Consider the following 18,199-nt stretch of genomic DNA (forward strand, 5'->3'; position numbering starts at 1 on the left):
GAATTCCGTTTCCTTGACTATGCACCGATCGTCTTCGTCTCAGCAAAAACAAAACGTCGTTTGCAGACGTTGTTACCGGTCATTCAACAAGCAGCACACAGTCATGCACAACGGATTCAGACAAGTGTCTTGAACGATGTCATCGTTGACGCGGTCGCGATGAACCCGGCGCCGACAGATAAAGGGGTTCGTCTTCGGATCAACTATGCGACTCAAGTCGCGTCACGTCCGCCAACGTTCGTCTTGTTCGTTAATGATCCAGAATTGCTGCACTTCTCTTATAAACGATATCTTGAGAACCGGATCCGGGAAGCATTTGACTTCACAGGTACACCAATCCGGATTTTAGCCCGTCAAAAACAATAATGAGGTGAGTCAGTATGACCAAAATCGCAGTCATCGGAGCAGGGAGCTGGGGAACAGCCCTCTCGCTCGTCTTAGCTGATAATGATCAAGAAGTCATTCTTTACGGTCGTGAGCAAATGAATGTCGACCGTATCAATGAGCATCATGAAAATACGCAGTTCTTGCCAGGTGTTGCGTTACCAAAAGCATTAAAAGCAACGACGGATCTTAAAGAAGCGGTCGAAGGGGCGACGCATATCTTGATCGTCACACCATCTTCCGCGATTCGAGCGGTTTCTCGTCAACTAAATGAGTTGCTGACGGAACCTGTCGTTTTGATCCATGCATCGAAAGGAATCGAGCCAAAGACACATCTTCGGTTGTCAGAATTAATCGAAGCAGAGGTCGATCCAGCGAAGCGTAAAGCGATTTGTGTCTTGACGGGTCCATCCCATGCTGAAGAGGTCGCATTACGTAAACCGACGACGGTAACGATTGCTTCAGAAGATTTAGAAGAAGCAGGTCGTGTTCAAGAGCTGTTCACGAATGAAAACTTCCGTGTCTATCTGAATGCGGATATCATTGGCGCAGAACTCGGTGGTGCTTTGAAGAACATCATCGCGCTTGCCGCCGGGATGACGGATGGTCTTGGTTATGGTGACAACGCGAAAGCTGCTTTGATAACGCGTGGAATGGTCGAAATGGCGCGTCTCGGTACGATGCTTGGAGCTAAACCGATGACGTTTACTGGATTGACGGGAATGGGTGACTTGATCGTTACTTGTACATCGGTCCATAGTCGCAATTGGCGTGCGGGGAATGCCATCGGTCGCGGTGAAAAGTTAGAAACGGTGCTAGAAAACATGGGAATGGTCGTCGAAGGTGTTCGTGCGACACAAGCCGCCTATGATTTAGCGGAGACGAAGCAGTGCGAACTGCCAATCACTTCTGCGTTATACCACGTTCTTTTCGATGGTCATACGCCGGAAGAAGAAGTCAAAAAGTTGATGCAACGACCACAAAAAAATGAAATCGAGCATCTCTTCACGACGAAAGATTAACGGAGTGGGGTGGAAACCTTGAGTCCAGGATTAATAAAAATGTGGATCTCGTTCGCTGGCATCGGACTCTTTGCGATCAGTGTCTTGCTGGTCACGGTCAGTCGGACGAAATTGAAAGGGATATGGCAGATTCTCGTATCGACTTTGGCATTCGTCTGTTTCATCGTCGCATCGATCATCATGGTGTTCATCGTCATGGCGGGACCAAGCGCATGAAGAAGTGGTTCGTGATCCTCATGCTCATTCCGGTGACGTTGTTATCAGGTTGTCTATTTCCAGACAGTCAGAAACCGTCGAACCGCGTACCGTATCCGCAACAGTTACGTACCGTACAGGATGCTGTCGATGCGTATCAAAAAGACACGGGTGTTTTGCCCATTAAGACGATGGAAGCGGACACTCCGCTCATGGAGCGTTATCAAATCGAATTAGGGCGGCTCATTCCGCGTTATATGAGTGACCCACCATCAAACAGTTTTGAAGGTGGCGGAACATTCATCTATCTGTTAGTTGATGTCGACACGAAACCAACTGTTAAGTTGATGGATTTACTTGTTGCAGAAGAGTTACAGAAGCTCCAAGTTCGGATTGATGCGTATCGGAAGAAGAACGAAAAGTATCCGTTTAAAGGATCGTTCGGAAAAAACCAGTTTACGCTTGACTATAAAAAACTATTCATCAAAAAAGAACCGACTGTCCCAAGTCCGTATTCAGATGAAAAGTTGTCAATCTATGTCGATGGTCAAGGACGCCTCTTCATCAACTATTTACCAGAGTTGAAGAAAGCTGTTCAAACTGCGAAGAAAAAGCCGAAAGTCGGTCAAGATATTCGGTATTTGCTCTATGAAGATCAACCTTTTGTTCCTGCCTATTCTCAAAGCTACACGATAAACGAAAAAGGCGAACCTGTGTTTTCAGAGAAATCGAGCGAAGAATCTGAAAATTGAACGTTATTTACACGAAAATGTTGTAATAGCAACGTTTATGGGGTATGATTACCCTCGAAGAAGTGATTGGGAGGGGGTGAAAGTAATGAACAAAACTGAACTCATTCAAGCAGTCGTCGAAAAATCAGGTCTTACAAAAAAAGACGTGACGAAAGTTGTTGAATCAACATTCGAATCGATCACTGAGACACTTCAGTCTGGAGAAAAAGTCCAATTGATTGGATTTGGTAACTTCGAAGTCCGTGAGCGTGCAGCCCGTAAAGGTCGCAACCCACGTACGAAAGAAGATATCGAGATTCCAGCAAGTAAAGTACCTGCCTTCAAACCAGGTAAAGCATTGAAAGATGCTGTGAAGTAATCCGGCTACATAGTCGCCCGAGATTTTCTCGGGCGGCTTTTTTGTGGACATTCAGAAGCGTGAAAGCCCGCCGATTATGGTATATTAAAAAAGAAGAACGTCCATCAACGAGATGGCACTGGAGATCGGGGGGTAAAAGCATGGAACAACATGAGCTGCGCGTGGATGAAATCATCACTGCACTCACCACTAAACAAACGACACGATTGGCTCGACATGTGGATTTCCCTTCCATCGATCGTGAACAGATCAGTTGGTTGATTGATGTCGCTCAACATGACACGCTGGATACGGAAGCACTCGTCAAAGCGATTCATTTCGCACAAGTAGCGCTACGTCTGCATGAGCGTGTCAATGAAACCCTACGCGGTTCGAAGGAGCGACAGTTGCTTGTATTAGCAGGAGATTTATTCTCGAGCTACTTTTTCGAACAGCTAGCTGGGTTACCAAAAGAGATTCTCGTTTCACTCGGACGGACGATTCAACGGGTCAACGAGGCAAAGTGTGCCCTTCACGAAATGAATTATGCATCGACGGAAGAACGAGTTCTCTTATGGTTAACAGCAGAGTTCGGATTAATGCAAGGACTCGCAGCAATCACGAAACGAGAATGGCTGACACGACAGGGGCGGCAGATCATTCAACAACAGGCAGAACAATTGGATCTGGTCGCACAGAAATTACTGTTATCGCATCTCGAGCAGATGGCGGTAGCATGAGATCTTGGAAAGGGTGAGCGGTGTGCAGGCAAAAGATAAAGAAAAAAAAGTATATGAAGTGTTTCAATCGATATCAACGAACTATGATCAAATGAATTCAGTCATCAGCTTCCGACTGCATAAACTATGGAGACGCGAGACGATGCGCCGGATGCAAGTCTTCCCGGGTGCTAAATGTCTCGATCTTTGTTGTGGAACAGCGGACTGGACGATTCAACTAGCGAAAGCAGCCGGTCCGACAGGTGTCATCAAAGGACTTGATTTTTCAGAGAACATGCTAAGAGTCGGCGTGGAGAAGGTAGAAGCGCTCGATATGAAAAACATCGAATTGATTCACGGAAATGCGATGGATCTACCGTTCGGTGATAACTCGTTCGATTATGTGACGATCGGGTTTGGTCTACGAAACGTACCGGATTATCTACAAGTCATCAAAGAGATGCATCGTGTCTTAAAACCAGGTGGAACGGTCGTCTGTCTCGAGACGAGTCAACCGACGGCACCGATTTTCCGCGAGGCATATTCATTGTATTTCGGAAAAATCATGCCACAAGTCGGGCGATTGCTTGCGAAATCATACGATCAATACAACTGGCTACAAGAATCGACGGAAGTGTTCCTCGACCGCGTCGAACTGAAACAACTCTTCGAACAGGCAGGCTTCATGCAAGTGGAAGTCAAGGCATTCGCGGGTGGGGCTGCTGCGATGCACCTTGGGAAGAAGTGGTGAGATGTCACTGCATTCCATATACCGTGATGTCACGAAGGAAGTTAATTTAGTCGATCGTTTTCTGATCAGTCATATCGCTTCTGAGGAACCAACGATCGATGCGGCAGGAAAGCAACTGTTGAAGGCTGGTGGAAAACGGATTCGACCGGCATTCGTATTGTTAGCGTCTAAATTCGGTGAGGCAGATCGGGATGAGCTGATTCGTGTGGCGGCCAGTCTTGAGCTCGTCCATATGGCATCACTCGTTCATGACGATGTCATTGATGACGCGGAACTACGACGAGGGAAACCGACTGTCATGCAATACTTTGATGAAGAAGTCGCACTGTATTCTGGGAACTATCTGTTTGGAGAGGCGATTCGATTGATTGGTGAAGTCGGAAAGCCGGAACTTGTCCAAGTGATGGTCCATACGATGCGTGAAATTTGCGAAGGTGAGATTGAACAAATCTATGACCAATATGATTGGGAACAGTCGATTAAACGCTACATCAAACGGATCGAACGAAAAACAGCCATTCTCATCGAAGCGAGTTGTCACCTAGGTGCCATTGTTGCGAACTGTTCTGCAGCCGATACGAAAGCGTTACGGTTGTTTGGACGAGATATCGGACTTGCGTTTCAAATTGCTGACGATTTGCTTGATTTCACAGCGAATCGCACAGAACTTGGTAAGCCCGTAGCAGAGGATTTGCGTCATGGACACAAAACATTACCTGTCTTTTATGGTGCAGAAGATGCTGTCTTTTATGAACGTCTTTCAAAAATCGAGAGTATGCCAACACATGAAGAAGTCGCACCTTTATTGTCGTTTCTTCAAACTTCGGGAGCTCTTGAACGAACGCAACAAACAGTCGATCATTACATCCATCGTGCCATCAAACGTCTCGAACCATTACCTAAATCCTCTGCGAAGCGATCGCTTGAAGAAGTCGCGCGCTACGTTGGAAAACGAAAAGGTTGAAGATTGTCAAAAATTTCTTGCTGTTCTTCTTAAAAGCCAGTAAACTGACTATGTAAGCGCTTTTCTAAAAGCATTTCATAGGGGGAACTAGAGATGGAACAGACATTTTTGATGGTCAAACCGGATGGCGTAGAACGTGGATTGATTGGGGAAATCATTGGACGGATCGAACGCAAAGGATTTATCATTCGTGAAATGAAAATGATGAACGTCACAGAAGAGTTAGCAAAAGCACATTACGAAGAGCATGCGGAGAAACCGTTCTTTGGAGAGTTGGTCACTTTCCTCACATCAGGTCCTGTCGTTGCACTTCGTGTCGAGGGTGCAGACGTCGTTGCCGTCTCGCGTTTGATGATCGGGAAAACAAAACCACTTGAAGCAGCACCTGGAACGATCCGTGGTGATTTCGCGAACACGATGAGTGAGAACGTCATCCATGGTTCAGATAGTGTCGAGAGTGCGGAGCGTGAGCTTGCCCTCTGGTTTCAAGGACAGCCAGTCAACGCGTAATTCATGAATAGAAAGACAACGGGGAAGGGATTCGATTTGATCGAATCCCTTTTGTCGTGTTCTTGTAAAACGGAATGACCCAATTGTCGAATTGCTTTTTGGAATGCCTATAGCTTTATGCTACTATAGAAAATAAGTTGAACCGGTCATGGAGATGACCATTCGATATCGAGAGTGAGCGAGGTGTGCCAATTGGAAGATTATGAACTTTTTATTCAACGATTCAAGACCAAATCAGGGATTGATCTCGGTCAGTATAAAGAAGCACAGATGAAACGGCGATTGACGGCGTTACGTGACAAAAAAGGATATAGTACATTTGCTTCTTATATGCAGGCAATGGATAAGGACACATCGTTATACGACGAGTTTTTAGATCGAATGACGATCAATGTCAGTGAATTTTTCCGTAATCCGATTCGTTGGCAACAATTGGAACAAGATATCTTACCGATCCTAGAGTCGCGAGCACATGGACGAATCCGGACGTGGAGCGCAGCTTGTTCGACCGGAGAAGAACCATACTCCCTTGCGATGATTTTAAGTGAACGGCTCGATCCATCCGCCTTTACGATTCAAGCAACAGATTTGGATGAACTCGTCCTAGAAAAAGCCAAGCTTGGTCGATACGGAGCTTCTGCATTGAATGAAGTCGTCGAAGCGCGTAAAAAGAAATACTTCATTGAGCAAGAGCAAACTTTCGAAGTCGTTCCGGAAATCAAACGACTCGTTCGTTTCAGTAAACATAATCTGTTAGGAGACCGGTACGATACGGGGTTTGATTTAATCATCTGCCGCAACGTGCTGATTTATTTTACAGAAGAAGCGAAAGCGCACGTCTATCGTTCGTTCGTCGAGGCCTTAAAGCCAGGCGGAATCTTATTCGTTGGTGGAACGGAACAAATTTTCCAACCCGAACGGTTTGGGTTAAAGATGAAACAGAGCTTCTTTTACGAAAAAATCGGTTGATCAGGAAGGGATGAAGCGAATGCGTTACATGACAGCAGGAGAATCACATGGAAAAGGGTTGACCGTCATCATCGATGGGATGCCAGCAGGACTCACGATTGATTTCGAAGCCATCCAGCGTGAAATGACACGTCGCCAAGGCGGATACGGACGCGGACGACGCATGCAAATCGAACAGGATCAAATCGATGCGCGTGGCGGGATCCGTCATGGATACACGACAGGATCACCGATCAGTTTGTTCATCGAGAATAAGGATCATACGCACTGGACACAAGTCATGCAAGCGGAACCGCTCGAAGAACAGTTGGAGCGCCCGCGGACGTTGACGCGTCCACGCCCCGGACATGCGGATCTCGTTGGTGGATTGAAGTACGGTCATCGCGATTTACGCGATGTACTAGAACGTTCTTCCGCTCGTGAGACGGCAGCACGTGTTGCCGTCGGCGCCTTCGCTAAACAATTACTGAATGAACTCGGGATTGAAGTGTTCTCGCACGTACGGTCGATTGGTGGCATCGATGCACCGTGGAAAGATCCCGTCGAACATCAGGAAACGATTGACGCTTCACCCGTTCGCTGTGCTGACGAACAAGCAGGGCAACGGATGATGGAGGAAATTGATGCGGCCAAAAAAGAAGGGGATACACTCGGCGGTGAAATCGAAGTCGTCGTGACGGGCATGATGCCAGGCGTCGGATCCTTCACTCAAAACGATTTAAAGCTCGACAGTCGAATTGCGCAAGCTGTCATCAGCGTCAATGCGATGAAATCAGTCGGTTTTGGTGACGGATATGAACTCGGTCGTCGCAAGGGGAGTACCGTCCAAGATGAAATCGTTCATGATGCATCCGGCTATCATCGGCGGACGAACCATCTAGGCGGAATCGAAGGTGGAATGTCGACAGGCATGCCGATTCGCGTCCAAATTGCGATGAAGCCGATTCCGACGCTCTATCGTCCACTACAATCAGTCGATATCGAGACGAAGGAAGCATTCACGGCACAAATCGAACGAAGTGATGCCTGTGCCGTTCCGGCCGCATCGGTTGTTCTAGAAGCCGTCGTCGCGTTTGAGATTGCGGTCGCTATCCTTGAAATGTTCGGGACATCGACACTCGATCGCCTTCAGGCTGCCGTCGCTGCTTACAAAGAGGAGGTCCGGACGTTTTGATCGAATTTGATATCCGGTTGAACACGTCATATCCAGTACTTATCGGAAATGGGGCATTAGCCCGGTTATCGCATCTTTCCGCGCTGAATGAGGCGGACCGCATTTGGGTCATCACGGATGAAACAGTACATCACTTGCAGATGGATCGATTGCAGGCTGCATTAGCGGATGTATCGCCGTCGATCGATGTTCATATCAGCACTGTTGCGCCAGGGGAGAACAGTAAGTCGCTTGCCGTCTATGGCGCTCTACTCGAAGAAGGGGTTCGGTACGGGATGACACGTCATAGCCTGATCCTTGCGTTCGGTGGTGGAATGATTGGTGATTTAGCGGGATTCGTCGCGGCAACCTTTTTGCGCGGCATCCCGTTCCTTCAAATTCCGACGACACTGTTAGCGCATGATTCAAGTGTTGGTGGAAAGGTTGGTCTCAACCTCTCTCTCGGTAAAAACTTAGTCGGTGCATTTTATCAGCCAAGTGGTGTCGTATATGATTTAACGCTCCTTCAGACATTACCAGACCGGGAATGGCGAAGTGGCTTCTTTGAGTTAGTCAAGCATGGGTTCCTTGCGCGACCATCATTTGCGGATTCGTTACTCGATATTTCGCTGGATGCTGTCAAAGGACTCGACTTAGAAGACTGGCTCGCACGGGGGATCAATGTGAAACGGGATATCGTCGAACAAGATGAGACGGAGCAAGGGATGCGTGCGTTCTTGAATTATGGACATACATTCGGTCATGCCGTTGAATATGCGAGTCCTGGTCTTGCGCATGGCGAGGCAGTAGGGATCGGACTTGTCTTCGTCAAGTTCTTGGAAGGAAATGACGGACAGGCGAAGCAGCTCGGGCAATTGCTCCACCGTCTTGGAACGGAATTACCGAATCGACAATCGTTTAAGACCTATCTTGAACTGATGCGTCGCGACAAGAAGAACCACCAAGCAATGATTCGATTCGTCCTTGAAAAAGAAGGGCGCTTCATTTTAGAAGCGATTAGCGAAGAACGATTGCGCCAAGCATTCAATCAAACAGTGAGGTGTCTAGAATGGGCTTAAGAGGAACAGTACAAGTACCAGGCGATAAATCAATGACGCACCGCGCTTTCCTGTTCGGTGGAATCGCCGAGGGAACGACACGTGTCAGAAACGCACTTGAAGGGGCCGATTGTCTTGCTTCACTAGAAGCGATGCAGGCGCTTGGTGCACAAATCGATCGAACACCAGAGGAAATTCGGATTACCGGAACGGATACGTTCCAAGAAGCGACAATTGATTGCGGAAACTCGGGGACAACGATTCGTCTCTTGAGCGGTATCCTAGCAGGCGGTCAAGCGACGTACGCGCTCGATGGCGACGCTTCCTTACGTAGACGTCCGATGAAACGGATCACGGAACCGCTTGCGTTGTTCGGAGCGAACATCACAGGTGAGACGGCGCCGCTTCACATTACAGGAACGCCGCTTGTCGGAACGACGTATACATTACCAGTCGCAAGTGCACAAGTGAAAAGCGCCGTGTTGCTCGCAGGTCTGCATGCGACGGGTGAGACGACGGTCATCGAGCCGATCCTGTCACGCGACCATACGGAACGGATGTTGCCGCAGTTCGGCGTTGACGTAGCAATCGTTGAACATGAGGATGGTCGGCACATTCGTGTTCAAGGTCCTGTACGCTTACAAGCAACGTCACTCGACATTCCAGGGGATCCATCGTCAGCAGCGTTTTGGTGGACGGCGGCAGCGATCGGGCAGGATAGTCGCATCACGACGACCCACGTCTTGATGAATCCGACACGGATTGGTTTTTTACAGACGTTACGCCAGATGGGTGCAAGTGTCGAAATCAATCATCGCTCAGAAGACGGTGGAGAGGAGACGGCAGATGTGACCGTCGAGACGACATCGTTACAAGCAATCACGGTCGAAGGTGATCAGATTCCATCCTTGATTGATGAGATTCCGTTACTCGCTTTGCTTGCGACGCAAGCGGAAGGACGAACAATCATTCGCGATGCACAAGAGCTTCGTGTCAAGGAAACGGATCGGATCGAGACCGTCGTGACGGCATTACAGCGTCTTGGAGCGAATATCGAGGCAACGGATGACGGCATGATCATCGAAGGACCGACACCTCTGCAAGCAGCGGAAGTCGACAGTGCAGGTGATCACCGGCTTGCGATGATGTTGACGATTGCGGCGACGATCAATCCAGAAATTATGGTTCATGGACGCGAAGTAGTTGAAGTCAGCTACCCAACGTTCTATGATGATTTAAAGAAACTTCAATCCGACCAATCTGAGTAAGCAAGAGGCGGATGACAGAAAGTGGGGCGTTTGCCTTGAATGAACAACTATTGAATGGCATCATCGAAGAATTGGAACACGGTCACACCTCAGAAGCGTTAGCAGCATTAGAAAAACTCGAAAAGACAGGAACGGATGAGGACCGCCTCGCCGTTGCCGATCTCTATATCGAACTCGGATTGTCTGACCGGGCGGTCGATCTCTTGGCGCCACTTTACGTCGAATATGCGGGTAATGCGGGAGTCGCCTTGTTACTAGCAGAGTGTTATATCGATTTGGATCGCGAAGAAGAAGCAATCTCCGTCCTCGAGCAGGTCGACACAACAGACTCGGAATATGGTCCACGTTCTCTCGTATTACTCGCTGACCTCTATCAGTCGCAAGGTCTTGACGAAGTAGCGTTAGCGAAACTGAAGGAAGCGCGTAACCTTGCACCGGACGAACCGTTACTGGCATACGGTTTGGCTGAGCTCTACATGACGCTCGGTGCGTTTGATCAGGCGGTACCGTTATTCGCCGAAATCGCGGAGCGACCAGAGTTACGTGCTGAATTGCCGCTTGATGCCCTTTACGCGGAATCACTCGCGATGACAGGACAATTTGAAGATGCGATTCCACTGTACGAACGTGCTGTCGCAGAACGCTCCGACTTGCATACACTGTTTGGTCTTGCGATGACGGCTCACCGTGTCGGTCAACACCAAAAAGCGGTCGAGACATTCCAGCAATTGATTGCACAGGATCCGGACTATACGTCGGCGTACGTACCATACGCGGAAAGCCAAGCCGAACTTGGTTTGACAAAAGAAGCGCTGAACGTCATCAAACAGGGAATGGAGCGCGACGATTACAATGATGAGTTGCGGACGATGGAAGCCTTGTTCCTTCTAAAACTCGGCGATCGCGCTGGAAGCGTCCAAGCGTTGCGTGAAGCACTTGCCTTGAATCCGGAATCAATCGTCGCAGCGGAACGTTTGCTTTCGTTACTTGCTGAAGACGAGGACCACGAAGCGATGATCGAGACGATCTCTGCCATCGAAGAACACGTCACTGCTCCGATTCTGACATGGTACCGGGCACGCGCTTTGTATGCCTTAGAGGAATACACGCAAGCGATGGAGAATTATGCGATAGTCGAAGGTGCATTCACCGAAGATGCGCTCTTCTTGAAAGAGTATGGATTCGCACTCGTCGAGGAAGGACGGCGTGAAGAGGGACAACGTCTTCTCCGTCGCGCTGCTATGTTGACACCAGAAGATAACGAACTTGTCGACTATGTTGAACGAATGGATGGATGACTTCACGGGAGAAGGGAGTAGGATTGAGATGATAGAGAGAAAGCAGCGATTCTTACGCCGCATCTTGACCTATTACACGTTAAAGCGACGGGAAGCGAAATGGATCATCGATTATTGGTTGCGCAATGAGACAAAACTTGAGCAGGTACACTTCGTTCAAAATGCGACCTTCGCTCCGAAGGCAATCATCATGACGACATACGGATTCGATGCGGAACCATTTCTCTTCAAAAAAGGGAATGTCACGACGCTAGATCCAGAAAAAGCGTATCATGATATTCGCCTGACATCGGAAGATATCTATATCGAGTTGAACTTCCAAGGTATGATGATGGATGACGAGTATTTATCTTTACTCGAGGAAAATCCGTTTCGCCCAGAAGTTGCTGTTGAACCGCGCTTAGCGGATGAAGCGACACATTTCATCGCGGTCACGGTCAATCGGCAGGAAGAAGAACGTTTAGTCCGTTTGATTGATGAAGCGCTGGATGCACGCGATCAACATCGATTCCACTCTCTTTCCGAACAGTTACGGCTCGTTCGAAGTCAACTTCCTTAACAGAAGGACTCTATTGCCCAGTGCAGGCGGTAGGGTCCTTTCGTATGTGAAGATTTGTGCAAAATATGAAGAAAAATAGAGTGGAATTTCATAAAACGTTCACATTAAGAGAGTAGGAGGAAATGCGGATATGATACATTAAATGTGACGAATTGTAAGTACGAAGAAAGGGGGAAATGACTTGCGTTTCAAACCATCCGACGTACAGCGGACACGAAGCGAGCAAGCGTACATCGATACGCTGATCGTGCCTTTGCTTCCGGTCGGTTTCGATGAGGCGATGCATGCTTACGCGGAATGCGCAGACATGACATTGACGGTGGCGTCCGAAGTCGAACGCCAGCTATCCGGACGGGCGTTGCTCGTTCCTGCTCTGACCTATATCGATGCACCGTCGATCGAACAGTTGGAAGGATGGCGTCAAGCGGCTGCTTCCGGGCAATTCCGTTTCATCACCTTCATCACTGCTGATTTAAGGTGGAAGGAGACTGCCGCCGAAGAGATTATCTACGTGCCACGTCTAGCTCTTGAGACGATGAGTCGTGACCAACAAGGTCAGATGGTCGGGAATTTCGTAGGACAAGTTCTCGAACAGTTAGGAAACCGTTGGACCGCGCTATGAAGCGGTTGACGCAATGATTTTATTAAGATACTATTACCATGTGAGAAATTTGTGTGAAGTACTGTCGTCTTGGGGCACAGCGTACATCACAAGGGGGGATCGAGATGGCTCAAAACGGGTCTAACGTAACACGTCGTCAGTTCTTGACGTATACATTGACAGGCGTCGGCGGTTTCATGGCGGCGACGATGGTCATGCCGATGGTCAACTTCGCAGTTGATCCAGTCCTGAAGAAATCAGGAGCAGGCGATAAAGTAAAAGTAATGAAGTTGTCGGATATCACGACAGAACCAAAACGGGTCGACTTCAAGAAACAAACGCAAGATGCATGGTATGAGTTCGAAGAAACGTTGTCAGCTTGGGTGTTCAAAGATGATAAGGGAGAAATTTTAGCCCTCTCACCAATTTGTAAACACTTAGGTTGCCAAGTCAGCTTCGGTTCAGATCCGACGCACCCGGAGCAATTCTATTGCCCATGTCACTTCGGTCGGTACACGAAAGATGGCGTCAACGTTCCAGGAACGCCTCCGACGAAACCACTCGATGGTTATGAAATGCAGCAGAAAGATGGTTTCCTCTACCTTGGTAAACCAGTCGAAAGAGGTGCGTAAGCGATGATGCAAAAAATCTATGATTGGATTGATGAGCGCGTTGACATTACGCCGCTCTGGCGAGATATCGCCGACCATGAAGTACCGGAGCACGTCAACCCGGCACATAACTTTTCAGCTTTCGTTTATTGTTTTGGCGGATTGACGTTCTTTACGATCGTCATCCAGATTCTTTCGGGGATGTTCTTGACGATGTATTATGTACCGGACATCATCAACGCACACGCGTCCGTCTACTATCTTCAAAATGAAGTCGCACACGGACAAATCGTTCGTGGTATGCACCACTGGGGTGCGTCGGTCGTTATCGTAATGTTGTTCCTACATACATTACGTGTCTTCTTCACTGGTTCATACAAAAAACCACGTGAATTGAACTGGGTCGTCGGAGTTCTCTTGTTCTTCGTCGTCTTAGCTCTCGGTCTGACAGGATACCTATTGCCTTGGGACATGAAAGCATTGTTCGCGACAAAAGTTACGATTCAGATTGCTGAAAGTATTCCGGTCATCGGTGGTATCGCGAAGACCCTCCTTGCGGGTGGAGAAATCGTCGGCGCAAGTACAATCGCTCGATTCTTTGCGATTCACGTCTTCTTCCTTCCTGCAGCATTGTTCGTCTTGCTCGGGGCCCACTTCATGATGATCCGTAAACAAGGGATCTCTGGACCACTTTAAACCGACTATCATCTAGACAACAAAAAAGGGGGAGAACACGATGCATCGTGGTAAAGGAATGAAATTCGTCACCGATTCACGGGTGTCGATCAACAACCGGATGCCGAACAAGTCGAAAGATTATTCGGAATATCCAGGTCGAACGGAAGCGTTCTGGCCAAACTTCTTACTTCGCGAATGGATGGTTGGAGCGGTCTTCTTGATCGGCTTCATGACATTGACAATCGTAGAAGCAGCACCACTTCAAAACATTGCCGATCCGACGAATACGTCGTACATTCCGCTTCCGGACTGGTACTTCCTATTCCTCTATCAGCTCTTGAAATACCAATTCGCTGCAGGTCCGTACATCTTGATGGGAACGGTCATCCTCCCAGGTCTTGCGTTCACAGCACTTCTCGTCGCGCCATGGCTCGACCAAGGTCTTGAACGTCGTCCTGCGAAACGTCCGATCGCAGTCAGCATGATGCTTCTCGCAGTCGTCTCAATCGTCTTCTTGACATGGGAATCTGTTCAAACGACTCACTGGGATACAATCCATAAACAAGGTGAGTTGACGATGAACGAAGGACCAAAAATTGATACATCGGCAAAAGGATACGAAATTTATTCGAACCAGTCATGTGTCAACTGTCATGGTAAGAACCTCGAGGGTGGAGCAGCAGCTCCGGCACTCGTTGGTACGAAGAAGACAGAAGAAGAGATTTATGAAATCGCAGATAAAGGTGTCGGTTCGATGCCTGCTGGTCAGTACAAAGGATCAGACGCGGATCGTAAAGAACTCGCGAAATTCATCGCTTCATACGGTGAAGGCGGCGAAAACAATAAATAAGCCAAAAGCCGGGGGAGCAATCCTCCGGCTTTTGTCGATGATGAGGTGAAACGATTGCAAGGTATTTTGACATTACTCCGACATAAAGCCGTACTCTGGATTGTCGGATTGATCAACTTAGCAGGTACTTTATACGGTTACTACTGGTATGAACCACAACTTGCGACATCGAAGTGGTATTACTATCCGTTCATTCCAGATAGCCCGACAGCATCCCTCTTCTTTACGATTATCGTCTTTCTTTGGATTTTCGGACGACGTTCCCGACTGTTTGAAGCGCTCGCGTTCGTGACATTGATCAAATATGGGGTCTGGGCAGTCGTCATGAACGCCTTGATGTTAAATCAACTTGGAACGGGGGATTCGTTCTTAACAGCAATGGCACTGATGTTGATGGTATCGCACGGAGCGATGGCGTTCCAGGCGTTGTTATACAGTCCGCTGATGACGTTTCGCGTCAAGGAACTCGTCCTCGTCGCCATCTGGGTCATTCATAACGATGTCGTGGATTACGTCCTCGGTCAGTGGCCGCGTTACCCAGCGCTTGCGGAGCATATCCAGTGGATCGGCTATGGCTCCTTCTGGTTGACCGGATTATGTCTTTTGATGGGATATCTGCTTGTTGCGCGCGATTCAATTGACAATAAGATCACTTGAACATAAAATAGACCTATAATCAAAAAAAAGAAAGGAACGATGTCTCGTGGCAAACTATTTGATCTATCTCGCGATCATCATCATCGTCCCGATCTGGGCTCAGATGCGGGTGCGGAGCACCTATAAAAAATATCAAGATGTTCCGATTCAGAGTGGGGTGACGGGAGCGCAGGTCGCAGACTTCATCATGAAGCAGAACGGGATCACGAACGTCCGTCTCGAGCCAATCGGTGGAACGATGTCCGACCATTATGACCCAACGAACAAAGTCGTTCGTTTGTCGGAAGACGTCTATTACGGTTCGACGGTCTCAGCCGTTTCGATCGCAGCACACGAAATCGGCCACGTCATTCAAGATGCGACGGATTACAATATGATGCGTGTCCGTCACCGGATCGCACCTGTCGCGTCAATCACATCGAACTTATCGTTCCCACTGTTGTTGATTGGTCTATTTGCCGGTTTCAGTGGTCTTGCGATGCTTGGTGTCGTCTTGATGCTCGGTGCCGTTATCTTCCAACTCGTCACGTTACCGGTCGAGTTTGACGCCTCGAATCGAGCGATGGCGCAGTTGACGGAACACGGAATCATTGATGCCGAAGAAGAACGTGGTTCACGTCGTGTCTTAAACGCAGCGGCTTGGACGTACGTCGCAGCAACACTCGTTGCTGTCGCCGAGTTCCTTCGTCTCGCACTGCTCGTCTTCAACCCGTCAAGTGATGACTAAAACGAAAAACACGGATTGCTCGTTTGAGCGATCCGTGTTTTTTTTACGTTTCTTTGATTGGGACTCGATTTTCATCGAACGTGAATCCTTCTCCTGTTACTTCATAGACATCATGCAACGTGATGAAGGCGTGCTGGTCGACACTTTTAACGAGCGTCTTCAAGCGATTGATTTCATTGCGAGCGACGACGACGTACAATACTTCGAGATCCCGTCCGGAGTAACCGCCTTTTGCGATTAGACGGGTCGTGCCACGGTTCATCGTCGCATGAATACCGTCGGCAATTTCTGTCCGGTGATCACTGATGATCATCGCTGCTTTACCGGCATACGTGCCCTCTTGCATCCAATCGATGACGCGGGCGCCGACGTAGACGGCAAGTAACGTATACATTGCCTGCTTATAATCGAGATACGTCAAGGATGCGACGATGACGAAGAAATCAAAGACTAAGAACGTTCGACCGATCGACCAACCGAAGTAGCGCTTCGTCAAACGCGCGATGATATCGACGCCACCTGTCGTACCACCGTTGTTGAAGATGATGCCAAGACCAACGCCGATGAAGACACCGGCAAAGAGCGCAGCAAGCACCATATCGTCGCGCAGGTCGATGACGAGAGGTGAATACTTGGCAATCAATCCATACCAGAAGGAAAAACTGAATGTACCGATCAACGTGTAGACGAAGGTCGTCCGACCAAGAATCTTATAACTGACGAAAAAAAGTGGGACATTCAACACTAAGTTCGTGATCGATGGAGACCATCCGAACAGTCCTTTTAAGATCAAGGTAATCCCAGTAAAACCGCCTTCTGCTAACTCATTTTGAACGTTAAAATGATAAATACCAAAAGCAAAGATGAATGATCCGATCAAAATCCAGAAAATGTTCTGGATCCGAATCGGAAATTGGAATGGAGGTGCCATTTCCGTATGCTCCTTTCAAATCAAGACTCTTTCTCTAGGGTAACGGCACGGTCGGAAAAAGACTAGCTTTTCCTATAAAAATCAGTCGAAAAGTGATCAGTATGGTCATTCCGATTGATATTGCTTAGAATAGAGACGAATAGAAGTCATAAAGAGAGTGTGGTTTTATCATGAAAAAAGCAATTGGGATTCTTTGTTATCCATCCGTCGGTGGGAGTGGGGTCGTCGCGACGGAGCTTGGTATGAAATTAGCGGATCGTGGACATGATGTCCACTTCATTACATCGAGCATGCCGTTTCGCCTGACGGAATATCGGCCAAACATCACGGTCCACTTGGTTGAAGTCAACCAGTATTCCGTTTTTAAATATCCACCATACGACATTACGTTAGCGTCAAAAGTCGCAGAAATCATTGATTTATTCGATCTCGATGTCATCCATGCCCATTACGCTGTTCCGCACGCGGTCTGTGCAGATCTCGGACGAAACATGGCAAAGAAAAAAGGTGTCGCCGTCGTGACGACGTTACACGGAACGGACATCACCGTCATCGGGCAAGATTTAGAGATGCAACCGGCAATCCGGTACGGCATCGAACGATCAGACGCGGTCACGGCCGTCTCCGAGAGTCTAGCGATTGAGACGAATGCGACGCTCAACGCACACTACGACATCGATGTCATTGCGAACTCGATTGATGAGAGTGTCTATTATCCGATGCGGGATGAACGCTTGAAGCGGCATTACGGCATCGAAGCGGACGAAGTCGTCGTCATTCACATCTCGAACTTCCGACCGGTCAAACGAATCGATGATACGCTTGCGGCGTTCGCCATTGCAGCGAAAGACCGGAAGATGCGTCTGTTGCTCGTCGGGGATGGTCCAGAGATGGGACAAACGAGACGTCGCGCAAAGGAACTCGGCATTTATGACAAAGTGATCTTTGCCGGTAAACAGGAACACGTCGCGCAATTGCTCGCCATTAGTGATATTCATGTCCTGTTGTCTGAAAAAGAAGCGTTCGGGCTCGTCGTTCTTGAGGCGATGGCAATTGGCGTCCCGAGTGTCGTCTCGACAGCAGGTGGCTTACCGGAAGTCATACAAGACGGCGTAACCGGATATATCGTTCCGACCTACGATGTCAAAATGGCTGCGGCACGAATCGGTGAACTCGCGGATGATCCGATGTTACGGGAACGGATG

22 protein-coding genes and 1 pseudogene are annotated in these 18,199 nt (G+C 48.5%); 22 read left to right on the forward strand and 1 reads right to left on the reverse strand.

Going from position 1 to position 18,199, the window contains the following annotated elements; translation table 11 throughout:
• The 21 genes and pseudogenes from engA to F8N00_RS07705 form a co-directional block, all read left to right on the forward strand.
• Positions 1 to 366: pseudogene (gene engA / locus F8N00_RS07605) on the forward strand (ribosome-associated GTPase EngA); the annotation flags it as partial.
• Positions 367 to 380: 14 nt separating this feature from the next.
• Positions 381 to 1,406, forward strand: a complete 1,026-nt coding sequence (locus F8N00_RS07610) for an NAD(P)H-dependent glycerol-3-phosphate dehydrogenase (protein ID WP_023468645.1) — start codon at positions 381 to 383, stop codon at positions 1,404 to 1,406.
• Positions 1,407 to 1,445: 39 nt separating this feature from the next.
• Entirely contained in the window at positions 1,446 to 1,622 is a 177-nt protein-coding gene (locus tag F8N00_RS07615; RefSeq protein WP_023468644.1) for a DUF2768 domain-containing protein, read from the forward strand.
• Positions 1,619 to 2,353 (forward strand): hypothetical protein, encoded by a 735-nt coding sequence (locus F8N00_RS07620; RefSeq protein WP_035396816.1) that lies wholly within the window; start codon positions 1,619 to 1,621, stop codon positions 2,351 to 2,353. The genes F8N00_RS07615 and F8N00_RS07620 overlap by 4 nt, the downstream gene beginning before the upstream one ends.
• 85 nt (positions 2,354 to 2,438) lie before the next feature.
• Complete coding sequence (locus F8N00_RS07625; protein ID WP_012370671.1) at positions 2,439 to 2,711, forward strand: HU family DNA-binding protein; 273 nt, start codon at positions 2,439 to 2,441, stop codon at positions 2,709 to 2,711.
• 140 nt (positions 2,712 to 2,851) lie between these two features.
• Positions 2,852 to 3,430, forward strand: coding sequence for a heptaprenyl diphosphate synthase component 1 (locus tag F8N00_RS07630; protein ID WP_023468642.1), 579 nt, complete (start codon positions 2,852 to 2,854; stop codon positions 3,428 to 3,430).
• A gap of 22 nt (positions 3,431 to 3,452) precedes the next feature.
• Entirely contained in the window at positions 3,453 to 4,160 is a 708-nt protein-coding gene (locus F8N00_RS07635; protein ID WP_023468641.1) for a demethylmenaquinone methyltransferase, read from the forward strand.
• A 1-nt stretch (position 4,161) separates the two neighbouring features.
• Positions 4,162 to 5,124: a polyprenyl synthetase family protein gene (locus tag F8N00_RS07640; protein ID WP_023468640.1), complete on the forward strand. Its 963-nt coding sequence runs from the start codon at positions 4,162 to 4,164 to the stop codon at positions 5,122 to 5,124.
• Between the two features lie 93 nt (positions 5,125 to 5,217).
• Positions 5,218 to 5,634: a nucleoside-diphosphate kinase gene (ndk, locus tag F8N00_RS07645; protein WP_023468639.1), complete on the forward strand. Its 417-nt coding sequence runs from the start codon at positions 5,218 to 5,220 to the stop codon at positions 5,632 to 5,634.
• 192 nt (positions 5,635 to 5,826) lie between these two features.
• Positions 5,827 to 6,603: a CheR family methyltransferase gene (locus F8N00_RS07650; RefSeq protein WP_023468638.1), complete on the forward strand. Its 777-nt coding sequence runs from the start codon at positions 5,827 to 5,829 to the stop codon at positions 6,601 to 6,603.
• A gap of 19 nt (positions 6,604 to 6,622) precedes the next feature.
• Entirely contained in the window at positions 6,623 to 7,777 is a 1,155-nt protein-coding gene (gene aroC, locus F8N00_RS07655) for a chorismate synthase (protein ID WP_035396818.1), read from the forward strand.
• Entirely contained in the window at positions 7,774 to 8,835 is a 1,062-nt protein-coding gene (aroB, locus tag F8N00_RS07660; RefSeq protein ID WP_023468636.1) for a 3-dehydroquinate synthase, read from the forward strand. Before aroC ends, aroB begins: the two co-directional genes overlap by 4 nt.
• Positions 8,826 to 10,082 carry a 3-phosphoshikimate 1-carboxyvinyltransferase gene (gene aroA, locus F8N00_RS07665; protein WP_035396822.1) on the forward strand — a complete coding sequence of 419 codons (1,257 nt, stop codon included), beginning with the start codon at positions 8,826 to 8,828 and terminating at the stop codon, positions 10,080 to 10,082. Before aroB ends, aroA begins: the two co-directional genes overlap by 10 nt.
• Before the next feature lie 11 nt (positions 10,083 to 10,093).
• Positions 10,094 to 11,380 carry a tetratricopeptide repeat protein gene (locus F8N00_RS07670; RefSeq protein ID WP_241492587.1) on the forward strand — a complete coding sequence of 429 codons (1,287 nt, stop codon included), beginning with the start codon at positions 10,094 to 10,096 and terminating at the stop codon, positions 11,378 to 11,380.
• Positions 11,381 to 11,408: 28 nt separating this feature from the next.
• On the forward strand, positions 11,409 to 11,939 hold the full coding sequence (locus tag F8N00_RS07675) for a ReoY family proteolytic degradation factor (RefSeq protein WP_421017989.1): 531 nt from the start codon (positions 11,409 to 11,411) through the stop codon (positions 11,937 to 11,939).
• Positions 11,940 to 12,120: 181 nt separating this feature from the next.
• A complete protein-coding gene (locus F8N00_RS07680) occupies positions 12,121 to 12,561 on the forward strand; it encodes a DUF2487 family protein (RefSeq protein WP_023468632.1) in 441 nt (146 codons plus the stop codon).
• 104 nt (positions 12,562 to 12,665) lie between these two features.
• Positions 12,666 to 13,172 (forward strand): ubiquinol-cytochrome c reductase iron-sulfur subunit, encoded by a 507-nt coding sequence (locus F8N00_RS07685; protein WP_023468631.1) that lies wholly within the window; start codon positions 12,666 to 12,668, stop codon positions 13,170 to 13,172.
• Between the two features lie 3 nt (positions 13,173 to 13,175).
• Positions 13,176 to 13,847 carry a menaquinol-cytochrome c reductase cytochrome b subunit gene (gene qcrB / locus F8N00_RS07690; protein ID WP_012370658.1) on the forward strand — a complete coding sequence of 224 codons (672 nt, stop codon included), beginning with the start codon at positions 13,176 to 13,178 and terminating at the stop codon, positions 13,845 to 13,847.
• Positions 13,848 to 13,887: 40 nt separating this feature from the next.
• Complete coding sequence (locus F8N00_RS07695) at positions 13,888 to 14,679, forward strand: menaquinol-cytochrome c reductase cytochrome b/c subunit (RefSeq protein ID WP_023468630.1); 792 nt, start codon at positions 13,888 to 13,890, stop codon at positions 14,677 to 14,679.
• Positions 14,680 to 14,733: 54 nt separating this feature from the next.
• On the forward strand, positions 14,734 to 15,336 hold the full coding sequence (locus F8N00_RS07700; RefSeq protein WP_023468629.1) for a DUF1405 domain-containing protein: 603 nt from the start codon (positions 14,734 to 14,736) through the stop codon (positions 15,334 to 15,336).
• 46 nt (positions 15,337 to 15,382) lie between these two features.
• Entirely contained in the window at positions 15,383 to 16,063 is a 681-nt protein-coding gene (locus tag F8N00_RS07705; RefSeq protein WP_023468628.1) for a zinc metallopeptidase, read from the forward strand.
• 43 nt (positions 16,064 to 16,106) lie between these two features.
• Here the strand turns inward: F8N00_RS07705 and F8N00_RS07710 are convergent, their stop codons facing one another.
• Entirely contained in the window at positions 16,107 to 16,994 is an 888-nt protein-coding gene (locus F8N00_RS07710; RefSeq protein WP_023468627.1) for a YitT family protein, read from the reverse strand.
• A gap of 170 nt (positions 16,995 to 17,164) precedes the next feature.
• Between F8N00_RS07710 and bshA the strand changes: the two genes are divergently transcribed.
• The coding region (bshA, locus tag F8N00_RS07715) for an N-acetyl-alpha-D-glucosaminyl L-malate synthase BshA (protein WP_421017990.1) at positions 17,165 to 18,199 on the forward strand (1,035 nt) is incomplete at its 3' end.

Source organism: Exiguobacterium sp. A1_3_1 (assembly GCF_048985645.1).
In the GTDB taxonomy this organism is placed as follows: Bacteria; Bacillota; Bacilli; order Exiguobacteriales; family Exiguobacteriaceae; genus Exiguobacterium_A; species Exiguobacterium_A indicum.

Bases quoted from the DNA above. Each gene is read 5' to 3' on its own strand.
- F8N00_RS07620 (WP_035396816.1), top strand. From the start codon at position 1,619: ATGAAGAAGTGGTTCGTGATCCTCATGCTCATTCCGGTGACGTTGTTA.
- aroA (WP_035396822.1), top strand. From the start codon at position 8,826: ATGGGCTTAAGAGGAACAGTACAAGTACCAGGCGATAAATCAATGACG.
- F8N00_RS07630 (WP_023468642.1), top strand. From the start codon at position 2,852: ATGGAACAACATGAGCTGCGCGTGGATGAAATCATCACTGCACTCACC.
- F8N00_RS07685 (WP_023468631.1), top strand. From the start codon at position 12,666: ATGGCTCAAAACGGGTCTAACGTAACACGTCGTCAGTTCTTGACGTAT.
- F8N00_RS07610 (WP_023468645.1), top strand. From the start codon at position 381: ATGACCAAAATCGCAGTCATCGGAGCAGGGAGCTGGGGAACAGCCCTC.
- qcrB (WP_012370658.1), top strand. From the start codon at position 13,176: ATGATGCAAAAAATCTATGATTGGATTGATGAGCGCGTTGACATTACG.
- F8N00_RS07695 (WP_023468630.1), top strand. From the start codon at position 13,888: ATGCATCGTGGTAAAGGAATGAAATTCGTCACCGATTCACGGGTGTCG.
- F8N00_RS07615 (WP_023468644.1), top strand. From the start codon at position 1,446: ATGTGGATCTCGTTCGCTGGCATCGGACTCTTTGCGATCAGTGTCTTG.
- F8N00_RS07670 (WP_241492587.1), top strand. From the start codon at position 10,094: ATGACAGAAAGTGGGGCGTTTGCCTTGAATGAACAACTATTGAATGGC.
- F8N00_RS07675 (WP_421017989.1), top strand. From the start codon at position 11,409: ATGATAGAGAGAAAGCAGCGATTCTTACGCCGCATCTTGACCTATTAC.
- F8N00_RS07625 (WP_012370671.1), top strand. From the start codon at position 2,439: ATGAACAAAACTGAACTCATTCAAGCAGTCGTCGAAAAATCAGGTCTT.
- aroC (WP_035396818.1), top strand. From the start codon at position 6,623: ATGCGTTACATGACAGCAGGAGAATCACATGGAAAAGGGTTGACCGTC.
- F8N00_RS07710 (WP_023468627.1), bottom strand. From the start codon at position 16,994: ATGGCACCTCCATTCCAATTTCCGATTCGGATCCAGAACATTTTCTGG.
- ndk (WP_023468639.1), top strand. From the start codon at position 5,218: ATGGAACAGACATTTTTGATGGTCAAACCGGATGGCGTAGAACGTGGA.
- F8N00_RS07640 (WP_023468640.1), top strand. From the start codon at position 4,162: ATGTCACTGCATTCCATATACCGTGATGTCACGAAGGAAGTTAATTTA.